This window comes from Gloeothece verrucosa PCC 7822, from assembly GCF_000147335.1.
Classification (GTDB): domain Bacteria; phylum Cyanobacteriota; class Cyanobacteriia; order Cyanobacteriales; family Microcystaceae; genus Gloeothece; species Gloeothece verrucosa.
Window position 1 is genome coordinate 1,594,901 of record NC_014501.1, and the last position, 21,600, is coordinate 1,616,500.

At 40.8% G+C, this 21,600-nt stretch carries 28 protein-coding genes; 11 read left to right on the forward strand and 17 right to left on the reverse strand.

Features of this window, described 5'->3' with window-relative positions; translation table 11 throughout:
• Positions 1 to 29 precede the first annotated feature (29 nt).
• A complete protein-coding gene (locus CYAN7822_RS07095) occupies positions 30 to 1,235 on the reverse strand; it encodes a phosphoglycerate kinase (RefSeq protein ID WP_013321558.1) in 1,206 nt (401 codons plus the stop codon).
• Between the two features lie 171 nt (positions 1,236 to 1,406).
• Between CYAN7822_RS07095 and CYAN7822_RS07100 the strand changes: the two genes are divergently transcribed.
• From CYAN7822_RS07100 to CYAN7822_RS07115, 4 genes are all read left to right on the forward strand, one after another.
• Positions 1,407 to 1,820 (forward strand): universal stress protein, encoded by a 414-nt coding sequence (locus tag CYAN7822_RS07100; protein ID WP_013321559.1) that lies wholly within the window; start codon positions 1,407 to 1,409, stop codon positions 1,818 to 1,820.
• Between the two features lie 184 nt (positions 1,821 to 2,004).
• Positions 2,005 to 2,367: a PilZ domain-containing protein gene (locus CYAN7822_RS07105; protein ID WP_013321560.1), complete on the forward strand. Its 363-nt coding sequence runs from the start codon at positions 2,005 to 2,007 to the stop codon at positions 2,365 to 2,367.
• 24 nt (positions 2,368 to 2,391) lie between these two features.
• The gene (ylqF, locus tag CYAN7822_RS07110) at positions 2,392 to 3,243 is read left to right on the forward strand and encodes a ribosome biogenesis GTPase YlqF (protein ID WP_013321561.1); all 852 of its coding nucleotides are present in this window, start codon (positions 2,392 to 2,394) and stop codon (positions 3,241 to 3,243) included.
• 333 nt (positions 3,244 to 3,576) lie between these two features.
• Positions 3,577 to 4,170, forward strand: coding sequence for a hypothetical protein (locus CYAN7822_RS07115; protein WP_013321562.1), 594 nt, complete (start codon positions 3,577 to 3,579; stop codon positions 4,168 to 4,170).
• 46 nt (positions 4,171 to 4,216) lie between these two features.
• Here CYAN7822_RS07115 and CYAN7822_RS07120 read toward each other — a convergent pair whose 3' ends face one another.
• From CYAN7822_RS07120 to glyA, 6 genes are all read right to left on the reverse strand, one after another.
• Positions 4,217 to 4,768 (reverse strand): NUDIX hydrolase, encoded by a 552-nt coding sequence (locus CYAN7822_RS07120; RefSeq protein ID WP_013321563.1) that lies wholly within the window; start codon positions 4,766 to 4,768, stop codon positions 4,217 to 4,219.
• 18 nt (positions 4,769 to 4,786) lie between these two features.
• Positions 4,787 to 5,242, reverse strand: coding sequence for a type II 3-dehydroquinate dehydratase (gene aroQ, locus CYAN7822_RS07125; RefSeq protein ID WP_013321564.1), 456 nt, complete (start codon positions 5,240 to 5,242; stop codon positions 4,787 to 4,789).
• Between the two features lie 24 nt (positions 5,243 to 5,266).
• Positions 5,267 to 5,410: a hypothetical protein gene (locus CYAN7822_RS38630; protein WP_013321565.1), complete on the reverse strand. Its 144-nt coding sequence runs from the start codon at positions 5,408 to 5,410 to the stop codon at positions 5,267 to 5,269.
• 208 nt (positions 5,411 to 5,618) lie between these two features.
• Entirely contained in the window at positions 5,619 to 6,872 is a 1,254-nt protein-coding gene (locus CYAN7822_RS07130) for a competence/damage-inducible protein A (RefSeq protein ID WP_013321566.1), read from the reverse strand.
• A gap of 105 nt (positions 6,873 to 6,977) precedes the next feature.
• Positions 6,978 to 8,060, reverse strand: a complete 1,083-nt coding sequence (locus tag CYAN7822_RS07135; RefSeq protein ID WP_013321567.1) for a glycosyltransferase family 4 protein — start codon at positions 8,058 to 8,060, stop codon at positions 6,978 to 6,980.
• Between the two features lie 138 nt (positions 8,061 to 8,198).
• A complete protein-coding gene (gene glyA / locus CYAN7822_RS07140) occupies positions 8,199 to 9,482 on the reverse strand; it encodes a serine hydroxymethyltransferase (protein WP_013321568.1) in 1,284 nt (427 codons plus the stop codon).
• Between the two features lie 207 nt (positions 9,483 to 9,689).
• Between glyA and CYAN7822_RS07145 the strand changes: the two genes are divergently transcribed.
• Together CYAN7822_RS07145 and CYAN7822_RS07150 are read left to right on the forward strand one after the other, a co-directional pair.
• Positions 9,690 to 9,887 carry a hypothetical protein gene (locus CYAN7822_RS07145; RefSeq protein ID WP_013321569.1) on the forward strand — a complete coding sequence of 66 codons (198 nt, stop codon included), beginning with the start codon at positions 9,690 to 9,692 and terminating at the stop codon, positions 9,885 to 9,887.
• A 204-nt stretch (positions 9,888 to 10,091) separates the two neighbouring features.
• Positions 10,092 to 10,571: a Tic20 family protein gene (locus CYAN7822_RS07150; RefSeq protein ID WP_013321570.1), complete on the forward strand. Its 480-nt coding sequence runs from the start codon at positions 10,092 to 10,094 to the stop codon at positions 10,569 to 10,571.
• 12 nt (positions 10,572 to 10,583) lie between these two features.
• Here the strand turns inward: CYAN7822_RS07150 and CYAN7822_RS07155 are convergent, their stop codons facing one another.
• A complete protein-coding gene (locus tag CYAN7822_RS07155) occupies positions 10,584 to 11,363 on the reverse strand; it encodes a fumarylacetoacetate hydrolase family protein (RefSeq protein ID WP_013321571.1) in 780 nt (259 codons plus the stop codon).
• A gap of 288 nt (positions 11,364 to 11,651) precedes the next feature.
• Between CYAN7822_RS07155 and rpsF the strand changes: the two genes are divergently transcribed.
• Complete coding sequence (rpsF, locus tag CYAN7822_RS07160) at positions 11,652 to 12,083, forward strand: 30S ribosomal protein S6 (protein ID WP_013321572.1); 432 nt, start codon at positions 11,652 to 11,654, stop codon at positions 12,081 to 12,083.
• Positions 12,084 to 12,153: 70 nt separating this feature from the next.
• Here rpsF and CYAN7822_RS07165 read toward each other — a convergent pair whose 3' ends face one another.
• The 9 genes from CYAN7822_RS07165 to pip all read right to left on the reverse strand — a co-directional run bounded on the left by CYAN7822_RS07165 (position 12,154) and on the right by pip (position 18,329).
• Complete coding sequence (locus tag CYAN7822_RS07165) at positions 12,154 to 13,302, reverse strand: glycosyltransferase (RefSeq protein WP_013321573.1); 1,149 nt, start codon at positions 13,300 to 13,302, stop codon at positions 12,154 to 12,156.
• A gap of 33 nt (positions 13,303 to 13,335) precedes the next feature.
• Positions 13,336 to 14,718 carry an AtzE family amidohydrolase gene (locus tag CYAN7822_RS07170; protein ID WP_013321574.1) on the reverse strand — a complete coding sequence of 461 codons (1,383 nt, stop codon included), beginning with the start codon at positions 14,716 to 14,718 and terminating at the stop codon, positions 13,336 to 13,338.
• Between the two features lie 60 nt (positions 14,719 to 14,778).
• On the reverse strand, positions 14,779 to 14,961 hold the full coding sequence (locus CYAN7822_RS07175; protein WP_013321575.1) for a DUF4089 domain-containing protein: 183 nt from the start codon (positions 14,959 to 14,961) through the stop codon (positions 14,779 to 14,781).
• 17 nt (positions 14,962 to 14,978) lie between these two features.
• Positions 14,979 to 15,326 carry a carbon dioxide-concentrating mechanism protein CcmK gene (locus tag CYAN7822_RS07180; RefSeq protein WP_013321576.1) on the reverse strand — a complete coding sequence of 116 codons (348 nt, stop codon included), beginning with the start codon at positions 15,324 to 15,326 and terminating at the stop codon, positions 14,979 to 14,981.
• Between the two features lie 89 nt (positions 15,327 to 15,415).
• Positions 15,416 to 15,721, reverse strand: coding sequence for a carbon dioxide-concentrating mechanism protein CcmK (locus CYAN7822_RS07185; RefSeq protein WP_013321577.1), 306 nt, complete (start codon positions 15,719 to 15,721; stop codon positions 15,416 to 15,418).
• 85 nt (positions 15,722 to 15,806) lie between these two features.
• Positions 15,807 to 16,142, reverse strand: coding sequence for a XisI protein (locus CYAN7822_RS07190; RefSeq protein WP_013321578.1), 336 nt, complete (start codon positions 16,140 to 16,142; stop codon positions 15,807 to 15,809).
• Complete coding sequence (locus CYAN7822_RS07195; protein WP_013321579.1) at positions 16,130 to 16,546, reverse strand: XisH family protein; 417 nt, start codon at positions 16,544 to 16,546, stop codon at positions 16,130 to 16,132. The genes CYAN7822_RS07190 and CYAN7822_RS07195 overlap by 13 nt, the downstream gene beginning before the upstream one ends.
• A gap of 9 nt (positions 16,547 to 16,555) precedes the next feature.
• The gene (locus tag CYAN7822_RS07200; RefSeq protein ID WP_013321580.1) at positions 16,556 to 17,143 is read right to left on the reverse strand and encodes a hypothetical protein; all 588 of its coding nucleotides are present in this window, start codon (positions 17,141 to 17,143) and stop codon (positions 16,556 to 16,558) included.
• Between the two features lie 238 nt (positions 17,144 to 17,381).
• Positions 17,382 to 18,329, reverse strand: coding sequence for a prolyl aminopeptidase (gene pip, locus CYAN7822_RS07205; RefSeq protein WP_013321581.1), 948 nt, complete (start codon positions 18,327 to 18,329; stop codon positions 17,382 to 17,384).
• An 84-nt stretch (positions 18,330 to 18,413) separates the two neighbouring features.
• Between pip and CYAN7822_RS07210 the strand changes: the two genes are divergently transcribed.
• The 4 genes from CYAN7822_RS07210 (at position 18,414) to CYAN7822_RS07225 (ending at position 21,501) form a co-directional block, all read left to right on the forward strand.
• On the forward strand, positions 18,414 to 19,607 hold the full coding sequence (locus CYAN7822_RS07210) for an NAD(P)/FAD-dependent oxidoreductase (protein ID WP_013321582.1): 1,194 nt from the start codon (positions 18,414 to 18,416) through the stop codon (positions 19,605 to 19,607).
• A gap of 183 nt (positions 19,608 to 19,790) precedes the next feature.
• Positions 19,791 to 20,039: a hypothetical protein gene (locus CYAN7822_RS07215; RefSeq protein ID WP_013321583.1), complete on the forward strand. Its 249-nt coding sequence runs from the start codon at positions 19,791 to 19,793 to the stop codon at positions 20,037 to 20,039.
• A 466-nt stretch (positions 20,040 to 20,505) separates the two neighbouring features.
• On the forward strand, positions 20,506 to 20,940 hold the full coding sequence (locus CYAN7822_RS07220) for a hypothetical protein (protein ID WP_013321584.1): 435 nt from the start codon (positions 20,506 to 20,508) through the stop codon (positions 20,938 to 20,940).
• Between the two features lie 42 nt (positions 20,941 to 20,982).
• The gene (locus CYAN7822_RS07225; protein ID WP_013321585.1) at positions 20,983 to 21,501 is read left to right on the forward strand and encodes a hypothetical protein; all 519 of its coding nucleotides are present in this window, start codon (positions 20,983 to 20,985) and stop codon (positions 21,499 to 21,501) included.
• Positions 21,502 to 21,600 lie beyond the last annotated feature (99 nt).

Sequence of the window (21,600 nt, forward strand, 5' to 3'; positions counted from 1 at the left end):
AATCTAATTCAAGTTTATGGGATTTGTGCTTAGGCTTCATCTAAAGCAGCAATACCGGGTAACACTTTTCCTTCGAGTAACTCTAGACTAGCACCGCCACCCGTAGAAATATGGCTCATTTTTTCGGCCACACCCACTTTTTCGACAGCCGCTACCGAGTCACCGCCACCGATGATCGTGGTTACGCCTTTGCCGGTTAGATCAGCTAAAGTATGAGCAATGGCTTCAGTGCCTTTAGCAAACTGATCAAACTCAAATACCCCCATCGGACCATTCCAAATGACTGATTTACAATCAGCTAAAGCATCTTGAAATACCTTAATGGAATCAGGGCCAATATCTAACCCCATCCAACCATCAGGAATATTTTCAATGCTGACGGTTTGAGCGTTAGCATCGGCTTTAAAAGCATCAGCAACCACCACATCAGTGGGTAAAAGCAATTGTACCCCTTTTTCTTTGGCTTTAGCTTCTAAAGATTTCGCTAAATCTAGCTTATCTTCTTCCACTAAGGATTTACCCACACTTAAACCTCGGGCTTTGTAGAAAGTAAAAATCATCCCGCCGCCGATGAGCAACTTATCACATTTTTCCAGCAGGGTTTCGATGACCCCAATTTTGCTAGATACCTTAGAACCACCGATAATAGCGGCTAAGGGGCGTTGAGGATTTTCAATGGCCGCTTGTAAATAATTGAGTTCTTTTTCAATTAAATAACCCGCTACACTGGGACTAAGATAGTGAGTAACCCCTTCGGTAGAAGCATGGGCACGGTGAGCCGTTCCAAAAGCGTCATTGACGTATAAGTCAGCATTTGCTGCTAACTGTTTAGAAAATTCGGCATCATTGTCTTCTTCTTCAGCATGAAAGCGAAGATTTTCTAGAAGTGCGACTTGACCATCTTTTAGGGTGTTGAGTGCTTGAGTAACCGCATCCCCCACACAGTCGCCACACATAACGACATCTTGTCCGAGTAATTCAGACAGACGCTTGGCGGTTGGGGTTAAGCGCATACTCTCAACGACTTTCCCTTTGGGACGACCAAAATGACTACAGAGAATAACTTTAGCCCCTTTACCCATCAAATCCTGAATAGTTGGCAGTGCCGCCCGAATCCGAGTATCGTCAGTAATGTTACCTTGATCATCTAAGGGAACGTTAAAATCAACTCGGACTAAAACTCGTTTGCCTGCTACATCAGCACTAGATAAATTTGCTACCGTTTTCTTGGGCACAGCCAATGACCTCCTAATTGCTTAATTGTCTTACAAAAGATTAAATCAGCGTATGGCTACTTAAGACAATGGTTCTTTAAGAGCGAAAATAAAAAAAGAGCCAGTACCAACAGCGCTATAACCTTTATGCCGATTGTATCGGAATGGGTGTCCTACAACAGAGATAAACTTATGTTTAAGAACGTCTTGTTCCCAATCGATCAAAGCCGAGAAACCCGTGAAGCAGCCGATACGGTTGCTGATATTGTCAAAACCTATAACAGCCGCCTCGTCTTACTGTCGGTGGTGGAAAAAACCCCCACAGGAGAAAAGCCTGCTGATGCTGGCGTAATGAGTTCAGAAGAACAGGTGGCTAAACTTCTCCAAGGGGCACAGTCCTTATTTGCCCAACAAGGCATTGAAGCCGAAATCATTGAACGGGAGGGACTTCCTTCTTTTACGATTTGTGATGTGGCAGATGAAATCAATGCTGATTTAATAGTCATGGGTTGTCGAGGACTAGGATTAACCAATGAAGGGGCAGAAGAAAGCGTGACGACTCGCGTGATTAATTTGTCTCCCTGTCCGGTCTTGATTGTTCCTTAGTCATTGGTCATTAGTCATTGGTCATTAGTCATTGGTCATTAGTCATTAGTCATTAGTCATTGGCCATTGGTCATTAGTCAGTGGATAACAGTTATAAATGATTTCTGTTAACTGTTTCCTCCTCGTTATTCCCTACTTCCTGTTCTCTACTACTGACTACTAATGATTAAAAAAAAAGGTAAACATGAATGAAAGAAGACGTTTTTCCCGAGTTAATATAATTTTTGAGGCCGAAGTTGAGTTTCAGGGACGAGTTTATTCAGCAGAAATTATTAATTTAGCCTTAAAAGGAGTTTTGCTGACGATCAAAGATTTTGCCGGTAAAAAAAATGATTTATGTGAAATTTCTATTACTGTTTCTGAAGATGTAATCATGACATTTCAATCTAAGCTTGTTCACCATCAAGGCAATAATTTTGGCTTTAAATTTGAAACCAGCGATTTAGATTCAATTTCTCATTTGCGGAAGTGCCTAGAATTTAATGTTAATGACCCGAAAATAATTGAAGAAGAATTATTTTTTTTGGCAACGGGTCACAGTGAATAATCCCTAAAAAATTCAAAAATTCTTATGTCCAATTATATTCAATGGTATCCTGGCCACATCGCTAAGGCAGAAAAACAACTTAAAGAACAACTCAAGCGGGTAGATGTGGTATTAGAAGTAGTTGATGCTCGAATTCCTCTGGCTTCTCATCATCCCCAAGTCCCAGAATGGATAGGCACTAAACCTCGGATATTGGTACTCAACCGAGTCGATATGATCCCAGAATCAGCCCGGCAACAATGGTTGAATTGGTTCAAAAGTCAAGGAGAAACTGCCTACTTTACTAATGCTAAACAAGGTCAAGGCATACAAGCAGTTAGTAAAGCAGCGCAAGCTGTAGGTATTGAAATAAACCGCAAAAGAGCCGCAAAGGGCCTGCTTCCTCGCCCAGTTCGGGCTGTGGTTATTGGATTTCCTAATGTGGGAAAGTCGGCTTTAATTAACCGTTTATTAGGACGTAAAATTGTCGCCAGCGCTCGACGTGCCGGAGTGACTCGTCAATTACAATGGGTTCGCATTTCTGATGCGATAGAATTATTGGATGCCCCTGGGGTCATTCCTTCTAAGTTGGATGATCAAAAGAATGCTATTAAGTTGGCTATTTGTGAAGATATTGGAGAAGCGGCTTATGATAATCAACGAGTGGCTGCAATTTTAATAGATTTATTAGTGGAGTTAGATTTTGCTTCGGTTCTAAAGTCTCGCTACGCTGTTGATCCTTTTTCTATCACCGGCGAAGAATTTATCTATCAATTAGCCTCCTTTCGTTACCAAGAAGATAAAGAAAGAGCGGCTGTACAGTTATTAAATGATTTTCGTAAGGGAATTATGGGCGCTATTCCTTTAGAGTTTCCGCCTCGAGATTCTACATCCTAAAGGGTGCGACTAAACCAATAAAGCCCGCTAAAGCGGGCTAAAAGAGCGCGTATTTCACTTTATTGCAGGAATGCTTCTACCAGTTGTAAAGCGGTTTGAACTAAAGCGGCTTCTTCAGAGGTGAGCATTTTTGTGATCACTTGACTGACTACTGGATAAACAAACTGTCGGCGCTTTAAAGAAAGAGTGCTAGAGAACTATTATCTCTCTTTAGGTTAGGTTAAATTATCATAAAATCTAACTTATTATAGAGTAAAATAAAAGAAAAAAAAGCAATAATTGAATAAAAACAGCCTGAAATTTAACTCAAGCTCATAGACAAGTTCAATTAATATGATTAATATCGATTTTACCGAAACTGAAAAATTTATAGATAATACTACCTATAAAACCGGAGAAACCCTGCAATCAATAGCCAATTTTCCTTATGTTAAACAAGTTAGTAAATTTTTGAAACAAGATTGGTTTTTAACTCTTTTAGGGGAAGTTAATACCCAAAAAATACAAGATTATGTAGATAAGCTAAAAAATCAATATCCCCTAGAAACTCCTCGTCAAATTGCTAATAGAATTATCTTAGATAGATGTTGGAAAGCCGGAGGAATTGGATTATTTACCAATTTTCTTCCTCCTCTAGCGATCCTTCTGTTAGGTCTTGAAATGGCCGCTATGACTCAATTACAATCGGAAATGGTTTTTTATATTGCAGCCGCTTATAATTTAGACCTACATAATCCTAGCCGCCGAGGAGAAGTTTTAGCTATTTTTGGGCTGGCTTTTGGAGGAGGGATAGCCAAAACGGGTTTAAATGTTGTGGAAATTATACCAGGAATAGGGCCTATTGTGGGGGCTTCTACTGATGCTCTGATTCTAGCTATTCTTGGTTTAACAGCCTGTCAATATTATGAAGGAAAATATCAAAAATAAGTCATCAGTCATTAGTCATTAGTCATCAGTCATTAGTTATTAGTCATTAGTCAACTGATAAAGCTTGGATTTGCCATTCTAATAAAAGACTGCGACACTGAAGACAAGTTAAGTTCTTTAATAACTCTTTTATCCCTTGTTTGCTGGTAGGATAAGTGGCGGCTAAATATTCAGGACTAATAATGAGGTTTGAGGATAATTGGGCAACAAATCCATAGAGTTTTTGATTAGAAAAAGAACTATTAATTGCCCATCCTGTTTCGTTCAGAGGAGTTAAAGCGATAATTGCCTCTTCTCTAATTCCCAATTCTCGTTGTAATATATCGGGGACAACTTCTAGCGGACTTTTCCCTTCTGATACTCTTCCCCCCGGAAAATCTAGAGTGACTTTTCCTAACCCCGGACGATACATCGCTCTAGGAAATAACAAACGCTCGTTTTGAAGGGTGATAATAACCACTGAGTCGGCTTTTTCAATACGCCAATAGTCTAATATCTGCCCTTGCTCATTTTCTAATTTTTCTCCGATTAATCTCAGCCAAGGACAATCAAGATCAATGAAACAGCTTAAAGTTTTCCAATTTTGTTGACTATTCATCACCTTGTCAGGCAAGAATTAACCATTGTCTAGTTTTTTCAAATGGTCTACTAAAGCATATAGCCCTAAACGATAACTTTGTGCCCCAAAACCACTGATTTGTCCAATAGCGACGGGAGCAATGTAAGAATGGTGACGGAAGGCTTCGCGTTGATAGATATTACTCAGATGAACCTCTACAGTAGGAATTTTAACGGCTGATAAAGCATCGCGTATGGCAATGCTCGTATGAGTGTAAGCACCAGCATTAATAATAATTCCTTGATGTTTCCCCCAAGCTTGATGAATCGTATCGATTAAAATTCCTTCGTGATTTGATTGAACAAACGATACAACAACACCTAACTTTTCTTCCTCCCCAGCTAAGAGGAGGTTGATTTCATCTAAAGTAACAGATCCGTATATATTCGGTTCTCGCTTTCCCAAAAGGTTTAAGTTTGGGCCATGCAAGACCAATATGCTGTATTGTTGCACTGTTTGCTTTGTTCTGAAATGGAATTAATGGTGTCGGCGACGTGGTGGCTCTTTAACAGGAATAGGTATCAAATCCGGCTCGGGTTCGGGTTCGGGGCCTAAAAGAATTTCAATTAGCTTACGTCCCCATTCTTTGAGCTTTTCCAACACTTTATCCAAATAGTCCATCGAGATAGACGGCTCCTCTGCTACAATATCGCTTGTCTCTAGCTTGTCAAACTTTCAGTGAACCAAGGGATAGCTTAATATCAATTTTTCGGATAATAATCTGTCCGGTTTCTCAGAGTGACAAACGAATTTTTGTGATTATATGTGTTTAGTTTCAGCTTAACATAAATCTTTACTTAAGGTAAATAACCCTGTGCCACTTAAATTATTAAATTTTTCTTAAAAGCTGTCGGCGTAGTTGATCAAGAGCATTACAAGCACTGATATAACGAATCGCAGCGCGATCACGTCTTGCCCCCAAATGATACTCAAAACAGTGGATTTCTCCGCTCGGAGCCGCTAAACCAATATACACCAGTCCCAAGGGTTTAGTCTCAGTAGCTCCTCCGGGTCCTGCAATGCCGGTAATGCCAATTCCCCAATCAGTGCCTAATTTTTCTTTAACTCCATGAGCCATTTGTTTAGCCACTGGTTCACTGACTGCACCAAATTGGTTTAAATCTTGCTCGCTAACGCCAAGTAGTGCCATTTTAACGCGATTATCATAAGCAATAATCCCTCCTAAAAAATAATCCGAACTGCCAGGGACTTCTGTCAGCATAGCCCCTAAACCGCCGCCGGTACAAGATTCAGCGACACTTAGGGTTTGCTTGGCAGTGCGTAATTGTTGCCCCACCACCAGAGCGAGAGTATCCTCATCCGCGCCGTAATAATCATCTCCAGCAATGGCTTGTATTTGCTGGCTAATGGGTTCAATTAAAGCAATCGCTTCTTGGGATGAGCTTGCTTTAGCCGATACCCTAAGTCTGACTTCTCCTAAACCGGCATAGGGTGCTACTGTGGGGTTAGTTCCTTCAAACAAATGGGCGACTTTTTCTGCTAAGGCTGACTCTCCGATGCCGCGAAATCTCATCATGCGACTATAGATAATTTCTTTACCCCATCCTTGGCTTTTTAAGAAAGGAATAGCCGTTTGTTGCCACATCAGTTTCATTTCTGAGGGCACACCCGGAAAAGTGAGAAGGGTTATTCCTTCACGAGGTTGCCAAATCATACCGGGGGCGGTGCCAGAAGGATTGGGCAAAATTTCGGCTCCTTTAGGAACTAATGCCTGTTTCCGGTTATTATCTGTCATGACACGCCCAATCTGAGCAAATTTATCGGCAATTTCTTGGATGAGTTCGGGTTTTTCTTCGAGCGGCGTTTCAAAAAAATCAGCAATGGCTTCTGTGGTTAAATCATCTGGGGTTGGCCCTAAGCCGCCTGTAAAAATCAATATAGACGCTCGAGAAATAGCGATTTGAATCACTTGTTTAAGACGTTGTATATTATCCCCCACCACACTTTGATAGTAGTGAGGGATTCCCAATTGAGCTAACTCTCCTGCCAAAAACTGAGCATTAGAGTTGAGAATATCGCCTAATAATAATTCTGTTCCTACACAAATAATTTCTACGCTCATGAAAAATGATTAAATGAAAGCTATAATTTAAGACTTAATCATCATAAAATGATACAAACTATTAAATCATAGTTAATCAAAAAATCCCAAAAATCCGAGTTTAAACTATTGATTATTGACTTGTCGGCTATTACGCCAAACTTGCCAGCCTACATAAATTAATAACAGGGTAGCTGCGATGGCAAAGCCCCAACCACTAGGCACATTAGAAAACCCTAGGGCTAAACTGCCTACCCACAAAGTGAGCGCGTAAATAAATAAGACCGTTAAGCGGTGAGAAATACCGGCTTTGAGGAGACGATGATGTAAATGCCGTTTATCGGCTTTAAAGGGGGAGCGACCTTGGCTGATGCGGGAGATAATAACGGTAGACATATCCAAAATAGGAACAGCCAAAATCAGATAAGGTAAAATAACCGCCACTACCGTACTAACGGCCATGGTGGTCACTGCTGTTATTTTGACTAAGCCAATGACGGCCACTCCGGCTAGGGTAAAGCCCATAAAATAGGCTCCTCCATCTCCCATAAAAATCTGAGCCGGATTAAAGTTATAGCGTAAAAATCCTAATGCTCCCCCGGCTAAAGCGGCAGCAATTAAAGCGGCGGCGGGCTGGTGCATCACTAAAGTCACCATTAACATGACGACGGCTGAAATGCCGCAGACTCCGGCGGCTAACCCATCTAAACCATCTATCCAGTTAATGGCGTTAGTAATTCCCACTAACCAAATGACAGTAATAGGAAGACTTAACCAGTCAATATTGACTAAACCGTGAAAAGGAATCGACAAAAAATCGATTCTCACGCCTACTCCCCAAGCGATGGTTGACACAATAATTTGCATCAACAAGCGTGAAAAAGGGCTTAAATTGTACAAATCATCGGCTAAGCCGATCAAGAAAAAGGCAAACCCGCCTAGGGTAACCCCCCAAATTTCCCATTCTCGCTCAGGAGTTAAGCCGGCAAATCCTCCTAGCCACCAAACCGTAAGCAAAGCAAATAAGGTTCCTATAAAGATGGAAATACCCCCAACTCGAACCATCGGACGCTGATGCATCTTTCTTTCGTTGGGGAGATCGACGTAACCACTTTTAAGACCTACTGTTTTAACAACTGGGGTACTCCATAACACTACTGTGTTGGAGAGGAGAAAGGCAATAATGTGGTATAGCTGATCTTGGGGCATTTTGAGTGAGGTTAATGTAAATTAAAGTTGGGTATTTACTGGCTGAGTTTAGCTTATTTACCCAACGTTTGTTTAGGGATTTTACCTAAGCTTTAATGAAGAAGTTTTTTTCTTCATATAGATTAAGACCTCATAAATTTATGCAAGTGCCGCTACAGGAATTTTTAAATGAGGGTAAAGCGGGAAGCCTTCGCACAAAGCCGCTACACGCTTGAGGCAACCTTCCTTAATGCTTTGATCCTCTGGGTTGAGCAACCTATCAGCGATAATGTTGCCAATTTCGATAAATTCAGGTTCTTTCATGCCTCGAGTTGTCATGGCTGGGGAACCTAAACGAAGCCCACTGGTGACAAACGGAGATTCTGGATCAAAGGGAACTGTATTTTTATTGGCGGTAATATGGATTTCGCTGACTAAACTGTCGGCCTGTTTACCGGTCATGCCAATAGAGCGCAGATCCACTAACATTAAGTGATTATCTGTACCATTACTGACGATTTTAAATCCCCGTTGGATTAATTGATTTGCCAAGGTTTGAGCATTGGCGATCACTTGTGCTGAATAGGTTTTAAATTCAGGTTTAAGCGCTTCTCCAAAGGCTACGGCTTTACCTGCGATCACATGTTCTAAAGGCCCACCTTGATTGCCGGGGAAAACCGCTTTGTCTAGTTTTTTGCCTAATTCTGCATCGGCGGTTAAAATCAACCCCCCTCTAGGACCTCTGAGGGTTTTATGGGTGGTTGTGGTGACCACATGGCAATGGGGGATGGGGCTAGGATGATAGCCGGTGGCTACTAATCCGGCAATATGGGCAATATCAGCTAATAAATAAGCACCGATTTCATCGGCAATGGCTCTAAATTTGTCAAACTCAATAATCCTTGAGTAAGCCGAATAACCACAGATGAGCAGTTTGGGTTGTTCTTTTAGGGCTATTTCTCGGATGAGATCATAATCGAGTTGTTCGGTTTCTCGATTTACGCCATATTGTACGACTCTGAACCATTTTCCTGAGACGTTCACCGGCGACCCGTGAGTTAGGTGTCCACCGTGAGCTAAGTCCATACCCATAATGGTGTCCCCAGGTTGTAATAGGGCTAAGAAAACGGCAAAATTGGCTTGGGCACCGGAATGGGGTTGAACGTTGGCATGGGCTGCGCCAAATAACTGTTTGGCTCGATCTATGGCTAGTTGTTCGACGTGATCTATATATTCACAGCCCCCATAGTAGCGTTTTTTGGGTAAGCCTTCCGCGTATTTGTTGGTTAATACAGAGCCTTGAGCGGCTAAAACGGCGGGTGAGGTAAAATTTTCACTGGCGATTAATTCTAAGTGATCCCGTTGACGCTGTAGCTCTTGTTGGATCATTTCGGCGATTGCCGGGTCGCTTGTGGCCAGAAAATCTAAGTTGGTATCAGTCACGGTTGTTCAATTCCTGTTTATTACGTGCTATTGAAGAAACGATCAAACTGCCCCAAATGACTTATTATAAATCATTTGTTCCTGCTTGCCAATCGAACCTAAAGAGGGCGTGACTTGCATCTATTTGAGTTAAGCTATGTAGCATTTCGGTTCCTAATGCTAAAATCGAGCATTAAAATAGACTTATCAGCATTGGGGAGTAATATCATGTTAGTCATTCTTACTGACGAACAAATTCTTTCTACCCAACAAGTGTGTCAAGGTTGCTTACTCGCTAATCAAGAAGGCTCACCCCGTTGGCATCATGGTAAATTAAACTGTGGTCATGCCCTAAGACAAGCGGCAAATCATCGATTGGCACTTTATGAGTGTCAGATGGGCTTTAAAGTTGCTAATATCGATTAATGAGATTTTTGGGTTGAATTAAACTAGACACTACGCTCGGCTGGAAGCCGTAGTGTATTGTAAACTTTCAACACAAGCCTAGTCAAATAATGTAAAATCAGGTTTGCTTAACTATAATCTCACTATCAATTAATGGGAATATATTTTAACGCCAACTGCGCTATCTTGGAAATAGTAAAACAAAGGCTTTAAGGAGAATATCAAATGTCCTGGCGCGGTTCAACTGATCTTAAAGACCGTATTTTCGCTGCTTTAGTATATTTATTGCCCTGGTATTATGCTTTTCCCTTTGGTCAATCTCTATTTGAGCAATTTCCAATTTTTACCTGGTTAGGAGTTCCATTAATTCCTCTAGCTCCCCTTTTCTCTATTCCCTTTGCTGATTTAATTATTTTTTTTGTTTTGTATTTAGCTGTGGTAAGAAATACTCGAATTAGCCATTTTATTCGCTACAACACCATGCAGGCAATTCTTTTAGATATTATAGTTTTTTTATTGGGAATAGTTTTAGAACAACTTCTTAAACCCATATTAGGGGGGAATATAATTATCCAAACCCTTGACAATACAATATTTTTAGGAACATTAATTGCTTGTTTGTATTCGATTGCTCAATCAGCATTAGGACGTTATGCAGAAATTCCTGCCATTTCGGAGGCGGCCTATACACAAGTTCGCTATTAAAAAGATTGAACATTAAACTTGAGCCACAACGATCGGATTTTCTAAGCCGCCAATTCCCTCAATTTCTACCCGCACCCTATCTCCGACTTGCATAGGGCCTATCCCTTCAGGGGTTCCGGTTAAAATTACGTCTCCTGGGAACAAAGTCATGATCTCAGAAATGTAAGAAACTAATACTTCCGGCGAGAAGACCATATCTGAGATTAAAGCTGATTGATTCGGTTGAGGAGAATCATTCAAAAAAGTTTGCAGTCTTGCCCCCGCACTCAACTCTCGCACGATCCAAGGCCCTAATGGACAAAAGCTATCAAATCCTTTGGCTCTAGTCCATTGTCCGTCTTTTTTTTGTAAGTCTCGCGCTGTCACATCATTAGCAATGGTATAACCCCAAATTTTGGTTCTAGCTTGAGAGGCAGAACAATTTTTGCTAGTTTCACCAATAATGACTGCTAATTCTCCCTCATAATCAACCCGTTGTGATTGCGGAGGGTAATAAATCGGTTTGCCATCAGCAATAATGGCTGTAGGGGGTTTGAGAAATAAGAGCGGTTCTTCTGGAACAGGTGTTCCCATTTCGGCGGCATGAGCTTGATAATTTTTGCCCACCGCAATAATTTTTGAGGGAGCAACCGGTGCAAGCAGTTGATAAGTTTCTGGTTCTAATTGTAGCTCACTTAGCTGTCCTCCTAGCCAAGGAGGAGCATCCAGAACTTTGACAGTACGGTCAGGTAGCAGGATTCCATAGTAAATTTGTTCGGTAGAATGTTTAACTCTTACGTAGCGTTGTGCCATAACTTAGGGTAGGGGATTTAAGGATTAATAATTTAGTTTGTAGATGACTTGGACAATAAAAGCAAAGTTTCTCTCTATCGTAATCTTAAACATCGGGTTTTAACTCGAGTGCCGAGCCTCTCTAACTTTTAAGGAAAGTTTTTCAGTCAGACTCTAGCGGCAGTGACCGGATTAGTAGTAAGATAATAAATCCTTGCTTCTTAAGTAAATGTTAGATCACTGAGCTTTTAGCGCGTTGATCTAGGGATTGACAAAGGAGCCATCTTGTCCATAAGGAGAACAATCAGCATGAGCCAAAGTTATGAAATGATGTACATTATGCGTCCTGATTTATTAGACGAGCAGGTACAGCAACAAATTAATAAATATCGAGATTTTTTGAGCGAACATAAAGCTGAAGAAATTCAAATTAAGAATTTGGGCAAACGGAGACTGGCTTACCCCATTAAAAAGTACACTGATGGGTTTTATGTCCAAATGAATTATAAAGGAGATGGCAAGCAAGTTGCTCCTATTGAACGAGCCATGCGTTTGAGTGATGAGGTCATTCGTTATTTAACTATCAAGCTTAGAGATGAACAAGTGGCGGCTATAGCACCCACAGATGCAATAGAACCGGCTGAGTCTCCTAAACTGGTGGAGACTAAACCGATGGCTCCCTCTCCTAAACCACCTGTAGAAGAAATTCCCGAAGCTGACGAGATTTCAGCAGAGGAATAAGTTAGTCTTCTAGGTTGGGTTAAACGAAAGTGACACCCAACTTTTTTATCCAAAATATTTAAGCAAGAGTTTAACTAAAATAGTTTGTTACAAATTTTGAAATTTCTTGCATAAATTGTTCAGTAGAAAATAATTGTTTTTGGTTTTTCAACGATTCTAAGGTTTTTTGTTGTTGTAAGGGGTCACTCAAAATTTTAATAATTTTTTCTACAGCATCTTTTTCATTAGAAAACAACAGTTCTTGATTATCTTCCCCAACTATTTCCACTTGCCCTCCTTTATTTCTGACAAAAGGTATTGCTCCAGCTTTAACCATTTCGGCTATCACTATTCCAAAAGGCTCTTGTTTATAGTGAATTCCATATTTGCAAGTTTCTAGCAATTTTGTATAGTCTTGGTAAGATAAATTTTCATGAAGTGTTACCCAAGAAGAATTTTTCTCAATTAGTTTTTTGACAAAATTTTTGTATTCCCATTTGGCAACTCCGCCGCCGCCTCCTGTTAAGTGTAATTTGATCTCAAATCCTTTTTCTCGAACAGCTTGCAAAATTTTGATGACTTTATGAGGCTCTTTGGCTTCCACTAATCTCCCACTACAAATAAAGGCATTTTCTTTTTTTTCCCAAGGTAGCTCTGAGACTTTAATAATAACTGGCGGATAAATAACTTTTGCTGGTATTCCATAAGTCTTTTCAACGGCATCAGCGACAATATAAGAATTAGCAATCGTGACATTATTTTTTAAATTTTCCAAAGAAAAATTAGACAAGGGAAAAAATATTTTTGAACCTTGATCTCCTTCTACTACCTTAACCCAATGAACATATTGAATTCCTTTTCCTCCCAGGTCCACAGCGTTGTAGCCGGAAATAGCGAGGTCATACTGATTGACTTCTTGTTTCAGTTTGCGAAGAAGGGAATGAAAAGCAAATTGTCTAAAATATTTATTATTAGAATATAAAAAGTAAAGTAACTGCCTAAAACTAGCTGGATATAGACTATTAACTTTAATGATAGATTTTGATAATTGAGTGTCATACATCAAATTTAATTGCTCAAAATCTAAGTCAGCAAAAGTATATAAAGTTAAATCATAGTCATTTTTGAGAGCTTCCAATATCCATAAGCCTACAGCCTCAGCACCACCGCCCATAAAGCAAGGATAGTAAATGGCTAGACGTTTATTTGGGGTTGTGCTTTGGGTTTGATGATTACTCATGGAAAGTTCTCCAAGTAAAATTTTTTAGGCAGGTTAGGAATTAGAATTTGATGCCAGTTGAGTTTCTAAAAATTGAGCTACTCTAAAAATTAACACTTCTTGATAAGGAGCGGCAATAATTTGCACCCCTAACGGTAACGAATTGGGCGACTTGATGGGAAAAGAAAGAACCGGTAAACCCACAAATGATAGAGGTTGAGTAAAGCGCCCTAAGTTAGGACGGACTAAAATTTCCTCTCCTGCAATCACCATTTTTTCTTGTCCTAAAGGAGGGGCAACACAGGGCGTTGTCGGCGCAAGAATGATATCTATTCCTTGAAATATTTCTCGTAAGCGATCACGGTACCACCGCCGAAAGCGTTGGGCCTGAATATACCAGGAAGAGGGTATTAAGGCCCCGGCTAAAAAGCGATCACGGGTCGCCGTATCAAAATCTTGGGGACGGGTTTTCAGGTTCGCTAAATGTAAATTACTTCCTTCTGAGGCAGTAATTACATAAGCCGCCGCCCGGGCGCGTGCGGTTTCGGGTATAGTAATGCGTTGTTTGACCCCTAATTGTTGTGCCACAGTTTCGACGGCTTCTAAGGCTTCCGCTTCGGCTCCACTGCTAAAATAATCATCAGCAATGGCAATTCTTAATCCTTCTATCCCCTGATACAGAGCCGGTAAACAGGGTTGAGGTGGGCGTTGAGTACAAACTGGGTCTTTGGGGTCTTCTCCCTGTAGTAAGTCAAAAATAGTAGCCAAGTCTCGCACGGAACGAGCAAACGCTCCAATATGGTCTAAACTAGCACAAAACAAGAAAGCCCCCGCCCGAGATAGCCGTCCATAAGTGGGTTTTAATCCATATACCCCACATAAGGCGGCGGGAACTCGAATGGAGCCATTGGTGTCTGAGCCTAAAGAGATGGGGACGAGATGACTGGCGACGGCGGCGGCTGAACCGCCTGATGATCCTCCACTGATGCGCTTACGATCAAGGGGGTTGGGGGTAGCACCGTAATGACTGTTTTCTGTGACAAACCCATAGGCGTACTCATCCATATTGAGCGCCCCGACTAAAATGGCCCCGGCTTGTTTGAGACGAGTGATAGCGGTGGCTTCACGAATGGCCGGCGGGTTATCCGCATTGATTTTTGAGCCAGCCAAGGTAACCACCCCTGCAATATCAAAGAGATTTTTCACGGCAAAAGGCACGCCACACAGAGGGCCTAAAGGTTTGCCTTGTTCGAGTTCGCTATCAATTTGTCGGGCTTGAATTAAGGCCGTTTCTGCCGTAACTGTGGTAAAACAGTTGAGAGTGAGGTTACGTTTATTGATTTGTTGTAAAGTTTCTTTAATAATCGTAGTCGCCTTCGTTTTACCACTACGAATAGAGTCTGCCAAAGCTACTGCGTCCAAGGCTTTTAAACTCATTGTTCTTAAATTTCGTTTAGTCTGTTCCCCTCTCCGGTTGATTTAGGAGAGGGAATGATTTTAAGGTTCAAAAATCGGGGCGGCTTCAAGGTTTTCAGATAGAGGAAATTCTGTGACTAAAGAGGCGATCACCTCTAATCTCTGCCAATTTTCTACCACACCAGGCAGATATTTGGGTGAGATGGATAACCCCATCAGCCGCGCGGCAACTTTCACATAAGCCGTAGCTTCTTCTGTTGTCAATGTCGCCTCCCTTTTTTTTAGCGTCTGGTTGGCAGAGCCACTCCTTCTACGGATGCGCGGAAAGGTTCTACCGTATCATTATAATCAATGGGTAAAACAGCTACCACGTTATCATGGGGTCGAGGAATAATCACCCAAGTTTCTAAAGTTGCGCCTTCTGTACGTTTTACCGCTTCTATGCCAGCATCCATTGCTGTTTTAACTTCTTGTACATCGCCTCGGATGTTGAGGGTAAAACGGGCACTACCGGCTCTAATATAACCGACGATTGTAATTCGTCCCGCCTTAACCATCGCATCTGCTGCCGCTAAAATCCCCGGAAAACCCTTAGTTTCAATCGATCCCACTGCGGATTGGGCTGGCATACCACTCTCCTAATTTTTTGAATAAAAAAAGTATAATATCTCGTCAGACTCTAACTATAATCTAATTTGGGACAATACGCTAGAGAAGCTTATCGGAAGGCTTGCACTTTAGCGGTGTATTCGATCGGCAATACTGCTAAGACATTTTCCGGCGGGTTGGGGACAATATAGTAACTCACCACTTCTCCCCCTTCGGTTTGTGCGGCGGCTTTGAGTCCGGCTTCTACTGCCGGGGTAACTTCGGAAATGGGGCCTCTGATGGCGACTAAAAATTCTCCTCGTTCGGCGAGATCAAAATACACTAGAGTAACCCGCGCCCCTTTAACCATTGCATCAGCCGCCGCTAAAACGGCTGGAAATCCTATAGTTTGTATGACTCCGACTGCTTGGGGCATAGTTATTTTTCCCTTGCGTATAAAAATTGTTTTTGAGTTAGTTAATCTTTTATTTTAAATCCATTTGGCCTCATTCGAGCAAGTTTTATTCTACGGCAAATCCCGTATATTGACGTTTATAAGGGGCATGATAAGCCAAGACAATATCTTCTTTAGGGACTCCCCATTCTACTAACTCATTAGCTACTCCTATTTCTGTGCCATCGTGTTGTATCCAAATTTTGCCATTTTTCAGGTCAATTTGCAGGACACAGCCTCTAATTCTTTCATTTTCATCCCAACCCACATTGATAAGTTGATAGTGATCCTGTTCTCGATCAAAAATCATTTGCACTTCAACGTCTCCATATTTGGGTTTATATTGCCCATATTCTCTGATGAGTTTTTCTATATATTTTCGATATAGCTTTAATTTATCCATTCTCTAACTTCCTCCTTTTTAATATCATAAATGACCAGCTTTACTCCATTTTTTTTGATAGATACTTGAGTAAATAAAAGTCTGAAAAAAGTTGCATAAGCATCTTCTGAAACCGCTAGATATAAAATTCTATCGGGTTCTTTATTTTCAAGAATCATTCTGTAGTTAATGTATTGTCCTAAAGCAGTATGATATTCAGCCGTGATAGAAGCTTGCATAAAGCTTTTAACTTCAACAGCAATCTTTTGATGATCTTTTTCGGCGGCAATTAATTTCTCAGCCCCCAAATCAACATACATATCAACCCCGCCAAAAGTAAGATATAGGGGATCATCTGTAATGATCCATCCATCTTTAATTAGGGCGTTTTTGACGACATTATGAAAGAGATCTTTAGCTGGCATAGGAGCTAATTAAATTTTAATAGCACTCGGTTCATTAATCGCTGCAATGATACGATGACAGCCAGATTTTGGCTTGGCCCATTGATATTGATATTCTTGAGGGTTGCCCCAACATAACCCAAGATAAAGCTCGGTTTGAGCCGCGTCAACTTCTGCCCATTCAGCCTGTTGAATAAATTCCTCGAGAGAGTCTGGGTTAATTTGGCGGCGGCGGTGAATCACTAACCAATAATTCATGTCTTGGGTCATTTCCTGCCAAAATGATAAGACGGATTGTTTAGCAGACATAAGAATCTCTTTATCACCCGGAACAGCAATCAATTGATTGTGAAGTTCCGGAAAACGGATAGATTTGCCGCCAAAAGTGCAGACACGCCAGATAATCCCTGAGACTTGATGTTGTTGTTGATACTCATGGATTTGGCGGCGAAAGTCTTGATAGGCAAAGACTTTATTAACTTTCTGCATATCTATGGCTTTAGATAAGACCGGGTTATTGATCCGATCTTTTGAAGATAAGAGAATACGTTCTCCTCTCCAAGTTGCCCGCATCTCTTGGTCTAGAATATCGATTAGCTGTTGGGTCGTGTAAGTCATCACTCCAAATCTACAATTAACGTTGAGACTAAGAATACTCTTGCCATCAAGTGTATAAGAGAATTTAAGAAGATTTCACTATTTTCATGTTTGGAGAACATGACTAAATAGTCAAAAATCCGAGGTAGGGGCAGTCTGCTTGGGCCATACATGAGGGAAATTCAGAAAATACCTTTATCGAAGTCTTGATCTCATGTTTCTTGACTTTAAGCGGCTGATCATTAGCTTGGGAGTAATTTTATAGGGCAACAAATCTGTCAGTAGCATCAATTAAAGCACTCCTGATCCCGGGTTCAGTCATGGAATGTCCGGCATCAGGAATAATAACAAACTCGGCCTCTGGCCAAACCTGATGTAATTCCCAAGCGGTGATCATTGGACAGACTATATCATAGCGTCCCTGAACAATAACCGCCGGAATATGACGAATGCGAGGGACATTTTTGAGTAATTGATCTTCCTCTTCAAAAAAACCCTTATGAACAAAATAATGCGCTTCTATGCGGGCAAAAGCTAGAGCAAACTGCTCCTCACCAAACTTATGAGCCACTGCACTAAAAGGATATAATTTGCTGGTAGTTCCTTCCCAAATTGACCAAGCTTTAGCCGCTTCTAAACGAACCGATTGATCGGCACTGGTAAGGCGTTTATAATAAGCAGACAGTAAATCATCTCTTTCTTGTGGGGGAATGGGTTTGAGATAAGCTTCCCAAGCATCTGGAAAAATATAACTCGCGCCTTCCTGATAAAACCAATGTAACTCTTTAGACCGTAACATAAAAATTCCCCGCAAAATTAACCCCTTACATCGCTGCGGATGAGTTTGACTATAGGCCAAGGATAAGGTACTGCCCCAACTGCCGCCAAAAACCACCCATTGATTAATTTCTAAATGTTCCCGTAGCTTTTCAATATCATTGACTAAATGCCAAGTGGTATTTTCTGTTAACTCGGCGTGAGGGGTACTTTTGCCGCATCCCCGTTGATCAAAAATAATAATACGCCACTGTTGGGGATCAAAATATTGTCGATAAATGGGATCAATTCCGCCACCGGGTCCCCCGTGCAGAAAAATAACGGGTTTTCCTTGAGGGTTTCCCGACTCTTCAAAATAAATCCTATGTAATTGAGAAACCTGTAAATAACCGTCACGGTAAGGTTGAATGGGGGGATACAATTCTCGCATTTTCTTTTCAGTCGCAGCAAAATCTAAAATTTAAACTTTACAATAAAAATAGTCTGCCGTCGTCCGCGCATCTTTATCTGTCCTATGAGCGAACTATCTAAACGTATCATTATTCTAGGCGGGGGTTTTGGAGGATTATATACAGCCCTACGTCTTTCGGAATTTTCTTGGGAAAATTCTCACAAACCTGAAATCGTTCTGGTGGATAAGAGCGATCGCTTTTTATTTTCTCCCTTATTATACGAGTTAGTGACTGGAGAACTGCAAAGTTGGGAAATTGCCCCGCCTTTTGAGGAACTCTTAGCCGATACTAAGATTCATTTTCATCACGGTTGTGTTAATCAGATTGACCTTGAACAGTCTCAAGTTCAGCTAGATAATGGCAAAAACTTGACTTATGATAAATTGGTTTTGGCTTTGGGAGGACAAACCCCTCTAGATTTTGTGCCGGGTGCTAAAGAATATGCTATTCCTTTCCGAACCCTTGAAGATGCTTACCGTCTCGCACAAAGGCTTAAAGAACTAGAACAGTCCCAACTCGATAAAATTCGTGTGGTGGTTGTCGGTGGCGGCTATAGTGGGGTAGAGTTAGCCTGTAAGTTAGCGGATCGCTTAGGAGAAAGAGGACGAATTCGCATTGTGGAAATGAGCGAATCTATCTTAAATACCTCGCCAGAGTTTAACCGCAATGCGGCTAAAAAAGCTTTAGAGGAACGATTAGTTTGGTTAGATTTAGAGACAAAAGTCGAAGAAATTACGGCTGAGACGATTTCTTTAGTTTATAAAGGACAAGTTGATCCTATTCCTGTAGATCTCGTTTTATGGACAGTGGGAACTAAAGTTTCTGATTTTATTAAATCTTTGTCTTTGCCGCAAAATAGAGCCGGAAAATTGGTCACAAATTCTTTTTTACAAGCCGAAAATCATCCCTCAATTTATGTTCTTGGAGACCTCGCTGACTGTCGAGATAAAGACGGACAACTGGTTCCGGCTACGGCACAAGTTGCCATTCAACAAGCCGATTATTGTGCTTGGAATGTTTGGGCTTCGATCATGGGACGACCCCTATTACCTTTCCGTTATCAGGGATTAGGAGAAATGATGACTTTGGGGATCGATAATGCTACGCTGAGTAGTATGGGAGTTAAAATGGATGGAACTTTAGCTTATCTTGCTCGACGGTTGTTATATTTGTATCGTTTTCCCACGTTAAAACATCGCTTGGCTGTGGGGTTTAATTGGTTAAGCCGCCCGGTTTTAGAGTTATTTTTAAGTTGATTATTTAAGCTTGGCTTTTAACAATCTTAAAGCTAAGAAGTAAAATTTAACGAGGGACTTTTCTAGGCTAAATTTATTCTTTTTTGTCACAAATCTTAGTGAAGAAATTTTATCAGTTCTTGAGAGAAAAAATCCTTTTTTGCTAAGATAATAAAGCATAAGAGCTAATAGGAATTATTAGAGATGAAAGTTAATAGACCTAATAGCCAACCGATTTCTGCTGAAGATCTCCAAAGCCTAGAAAAGCTCAAAAGTCTCATTGAACGAGTTATTGCCGATGGAAAGGTTTCTAAAGATGAGATGGACTCTATTAAATATTGCATAAGGGCTAATGGAAAAATTACTCCACAAGAACTAGAATTATGTCAACGATTAATCTGGGATAAAATTAGCACGGGAGAATTAACCTATGAATGGGCTGAGTTGTCCTAGGCTTAAGCCCGATAATTTTTGTATTAGGCAATAGGCACTCTGGCAATAAAAAATACAATTAAATGTGCCTCATTGATGTGACAAAGGCTATAAATAAAGACCACTGTGTTAAGTTAAGAAAAGTCAACTCGCCCCCCTCCCTAGTGCGGAACACGAGCGTTGCACCCCAGTGCGGAACTCGTTCCGCACCCCAGCCTACAATTCAGAGCTATATACTTCTCTACTTATAACTTATGACAGATAGTCAAATATAGAAAATTACAGAGGTAAATCAGCCTAAATTCCTCTAAATGAGGCTAAAAAATAGCCCGATCTACAGATCGAAGTCACCTCAAAATGTAATTTTAAATACAACTTTTGAGAGAGGTTGAATAATCGGCAATTTTATAGGCTATACCTATAGGGATCAAAGAAAAAGCAAAATTTAAATAACAGTTAAACAATTCAACTATTTTAGGAGGTTGAAGTGATAATATTGAGACGCATTCGTACAACGGTAATTACTTTATCTTTAGTTTTAATTTTATTAATCACAACAACGGCTTGTGGTGGGAGTAAAGTACAGGCTTACACAACTTCTCCGAGCTTACCCAGTACAAGTACATATAGTCAGCTTGAACGAGGAAATACCTCAGCCGGACAAAATTATGGAAATTGGGTAATACAAACGGCTTCCGGTTTAGTGCGGGATGCTTATGTGCGTGACAATGACAAATTAGGAGTTGTTCTCTCTCCTGATGTGCGTCCTAATGATGTTCGTCCTTTAGCCAAATCTCTTTTACAAGGGTTTCAAAAAAACTTTCCTAACCATGATTTAACGGTTTTGGTTTATGCGCCAGACAAGAAACTAATTTTGACGGCAAAGTATGACGATTCTACACGACAAATTGCCTATCAATAAGCATTGAATGATCAATTTAAAATTTGAAAATAGGAGATAAAAATGCCTAGTAGTGACGAATATAAACGCCAAATTATGAAAGATTTGGCCGGCGGCAATACTGACTCTCTGGATAATGTCTCTACTGAGCCGGTTAACGAATACGAGAATTTTGATGATTTTGCTCAACGCTCATCTCGTGATGAAAGACGGCAGTTATTTGGCAAAGCTTTTCATCCTGAGCGTATCCCTTCTAACCAAATGGAACCTGAATTACAAAAAGCACTGGCACAGATCAAACCGAATGAACGAGATGATGTGGCCCGGGAGTTTCTCAAGCACCTGAAGCAAAGAGGTTTAAGTGATAAAAACCTAGAGCAGCAATTAGGACTATCCACCCATCATCCTAGCCGCATGAGTGCCGATGATGTGAGTAAATTGGCTTCTTTTGCTTATCACAATCATCCTGATGTTTTTCAAGAAGTCTTAGCTGATCAGCCAGCACTGGTTAAGTTTTTAAGTAATCCTGTAGTGGGAGCGGCTTTAGGGGCGATCGCTTCTAAATGGTTTAGTCATCGATAGGAATGGAGAGAGCTTTTTTCTTCATGGGGGCAGGTAACTGCCCCGGTTTTCATTTTTCTAGAAATTTCAGTGAAGAGTTAACACTTAACAGTTACAAGT

Excerpts from the sequence above, each read along its gene's own strand:
- CYAN7822_RS07100 (WP_013321559.1), top strand. The coding sequence starts at position 1,407 with ATGTTTAAGAACGTCTTGTTCCCAATCGATCAAAGCCGAGAAACCCGT.
- CYAN7822_RS07105 (WP_013321560.1), top strand. The coding sequence starts at position 2,005 with ATGAATGAAAGAAGACGTTTTTCCCGAGTTAATATAATTTTTGAGGCC.
- ylqF (WP_013321561.1), top strand. The coding sequence starts at position 2,392 with ATGTCCAATTATATTCAATGGTATCCTGGCCACATCGCTAAGGCAGAA.
- CYAN7822_RS07115 (WP_013321562.1), top strand. The coding sequence starts at position 3,577 with ATGATTAATATCGATTTTACCGAAACTGAAAAATTTATAGATAATACT.
- CYAN7822_RS07120 (WP_013321563.1), bottom strand. The coding sequence starts at position 4,768 with ATGAATAGTCAACAAAATTGGAAAACTTTAAGCTGTTTCATTGATCTT.
- CYAN7822_RS38630 (WP_013321565.1), bottom strand. The coding sequence starts at position 5,410 with ATGGACTATTTGGATAAAGTGTTGGAAAAGCTCAAAGAATGGGGACGT.
- CYAN7822_RS07130 (WP_013321566.1), bottom strand. The coding sequence starts at position 6,872 with ATGAGCGTAGAAATTATTTGTGTAGGAACAGAATTATTATTAGGCGAT.
- CYAN7822_RS07135 (WP_013321567.1), bottom strand. The coding sequence starts at position 8,060 with ATGCCCCAAGATCAGCTATACCACATTATTGCCTTTCTCCTCTCCAAC.
- CYAN7822_RS07145 (WP_013321569.1), top strand. The coding sequence starts at position 9,690 with ATGTTAGTCATTCTTACTGACGAACAAATTCTTTCTACCCAACAAGTG.
- CYAN7822_RS07150 (WP_013321570.1), top strand. The coding sequence starts at position 10,092 with ATGTCCTGGCGCGGTTCAACTGATCTTAAAGACCGTATTTTCGCTGCT.
- CYAN7822_RS07155 (WP_013321571.1), bottom strand. The coding sequence starts at position 11,363 with ATGGCACAACGCTACGTAAGAGTTAAACATTCTACCGAACAAATTTAC.
- rpsF (WP_013321572.1), top strand. The coding sequence starts at position 11,652 with ATGAGCCAAAGTTATGAAATGATGTACATTATGCGTCCTGATTTATTA.
- CYAN7822_RS07165 (WP_013321573.1), bottom strand. The coding sequence starts at position 13,302 with ATGAGTAATCATCAAACCCAAAGCACAACCCCAAATAAACGTCTAGCC.
- CYAN7822_RS07170 (WP_013321574.1), bottom strand. The coding sequence starts at position 14,718 with ATGAGTTTAAAAGCCTTGGACGCAGTAGCTTTGGCAGACTCTATTCGT.
- CYAN7822_RS07180 (WP_013321576.1), bottom strand. The coding sequence starts at position 15,326 with ATGCCAGCCCAATCCGCAGTGGGATCGATTGAAACTAAGGGTTTTCCG.
- CYAN7822_RS07185 (WP_013321577.1), bottom strand. The coding sequence starts at position 15,721 with ATGCCCCAAGCAGTCGGAGTCATACAAACTATAGGATTTCCAGCCGTT.
- CYAN7822_RS07190 (WP_013321578.1), bottom strand. The coding sequence starts at position 16,142 with ATGGATAAATTAAAGCTATATCGAAAATATATAGAAAAACTCATCAGA.
- CYAN7822_RS07195 (WP_013321579.1), bottom strand. The coding sequence starts at position 16,546 with ATGCCAGCTAAAGATCTCTTTCATAATGTCGTCAAAAACGCCCTAATT.
- CYAN7822_RS07200 (WP_013321580.1), bottom strand. The coding sequence starts at position 17,143 with ATGACTTACACGACCCAACAGCTAATCGATATTCTAGACCAAGAGATG.
- pip (WP_013321581.1), bottom strand. The coding sequence starts at position 18,329 with ATGCGAGAATTGTATCCCCCCATTCAACCTTACCGTGACGGTTATTTA.
- CYAN7822_RS07210 (WP_013321582.1), top strand. The coding sequence starts at position 18,414 with ATGAGCGAACTATCTAAACGTATCATTATTCTAGGCGGGGGTTTTGGA.
- CYAN7822_RS07215 (WP_013321583.1), top strand. The coding sequence starts at position 19,791 with ATGAAAGTTAATAGACCTAATAGCCAACCGATTTCTGCTGAAGATCTC.
- CYAN7822_RS07225 (WP_013321585.1), top strand. The coding sequence starts at position 20,983 with ATGCCTAGTAGTGACGAATATAAACGCCAAATTATGAAAGATTTGGCC.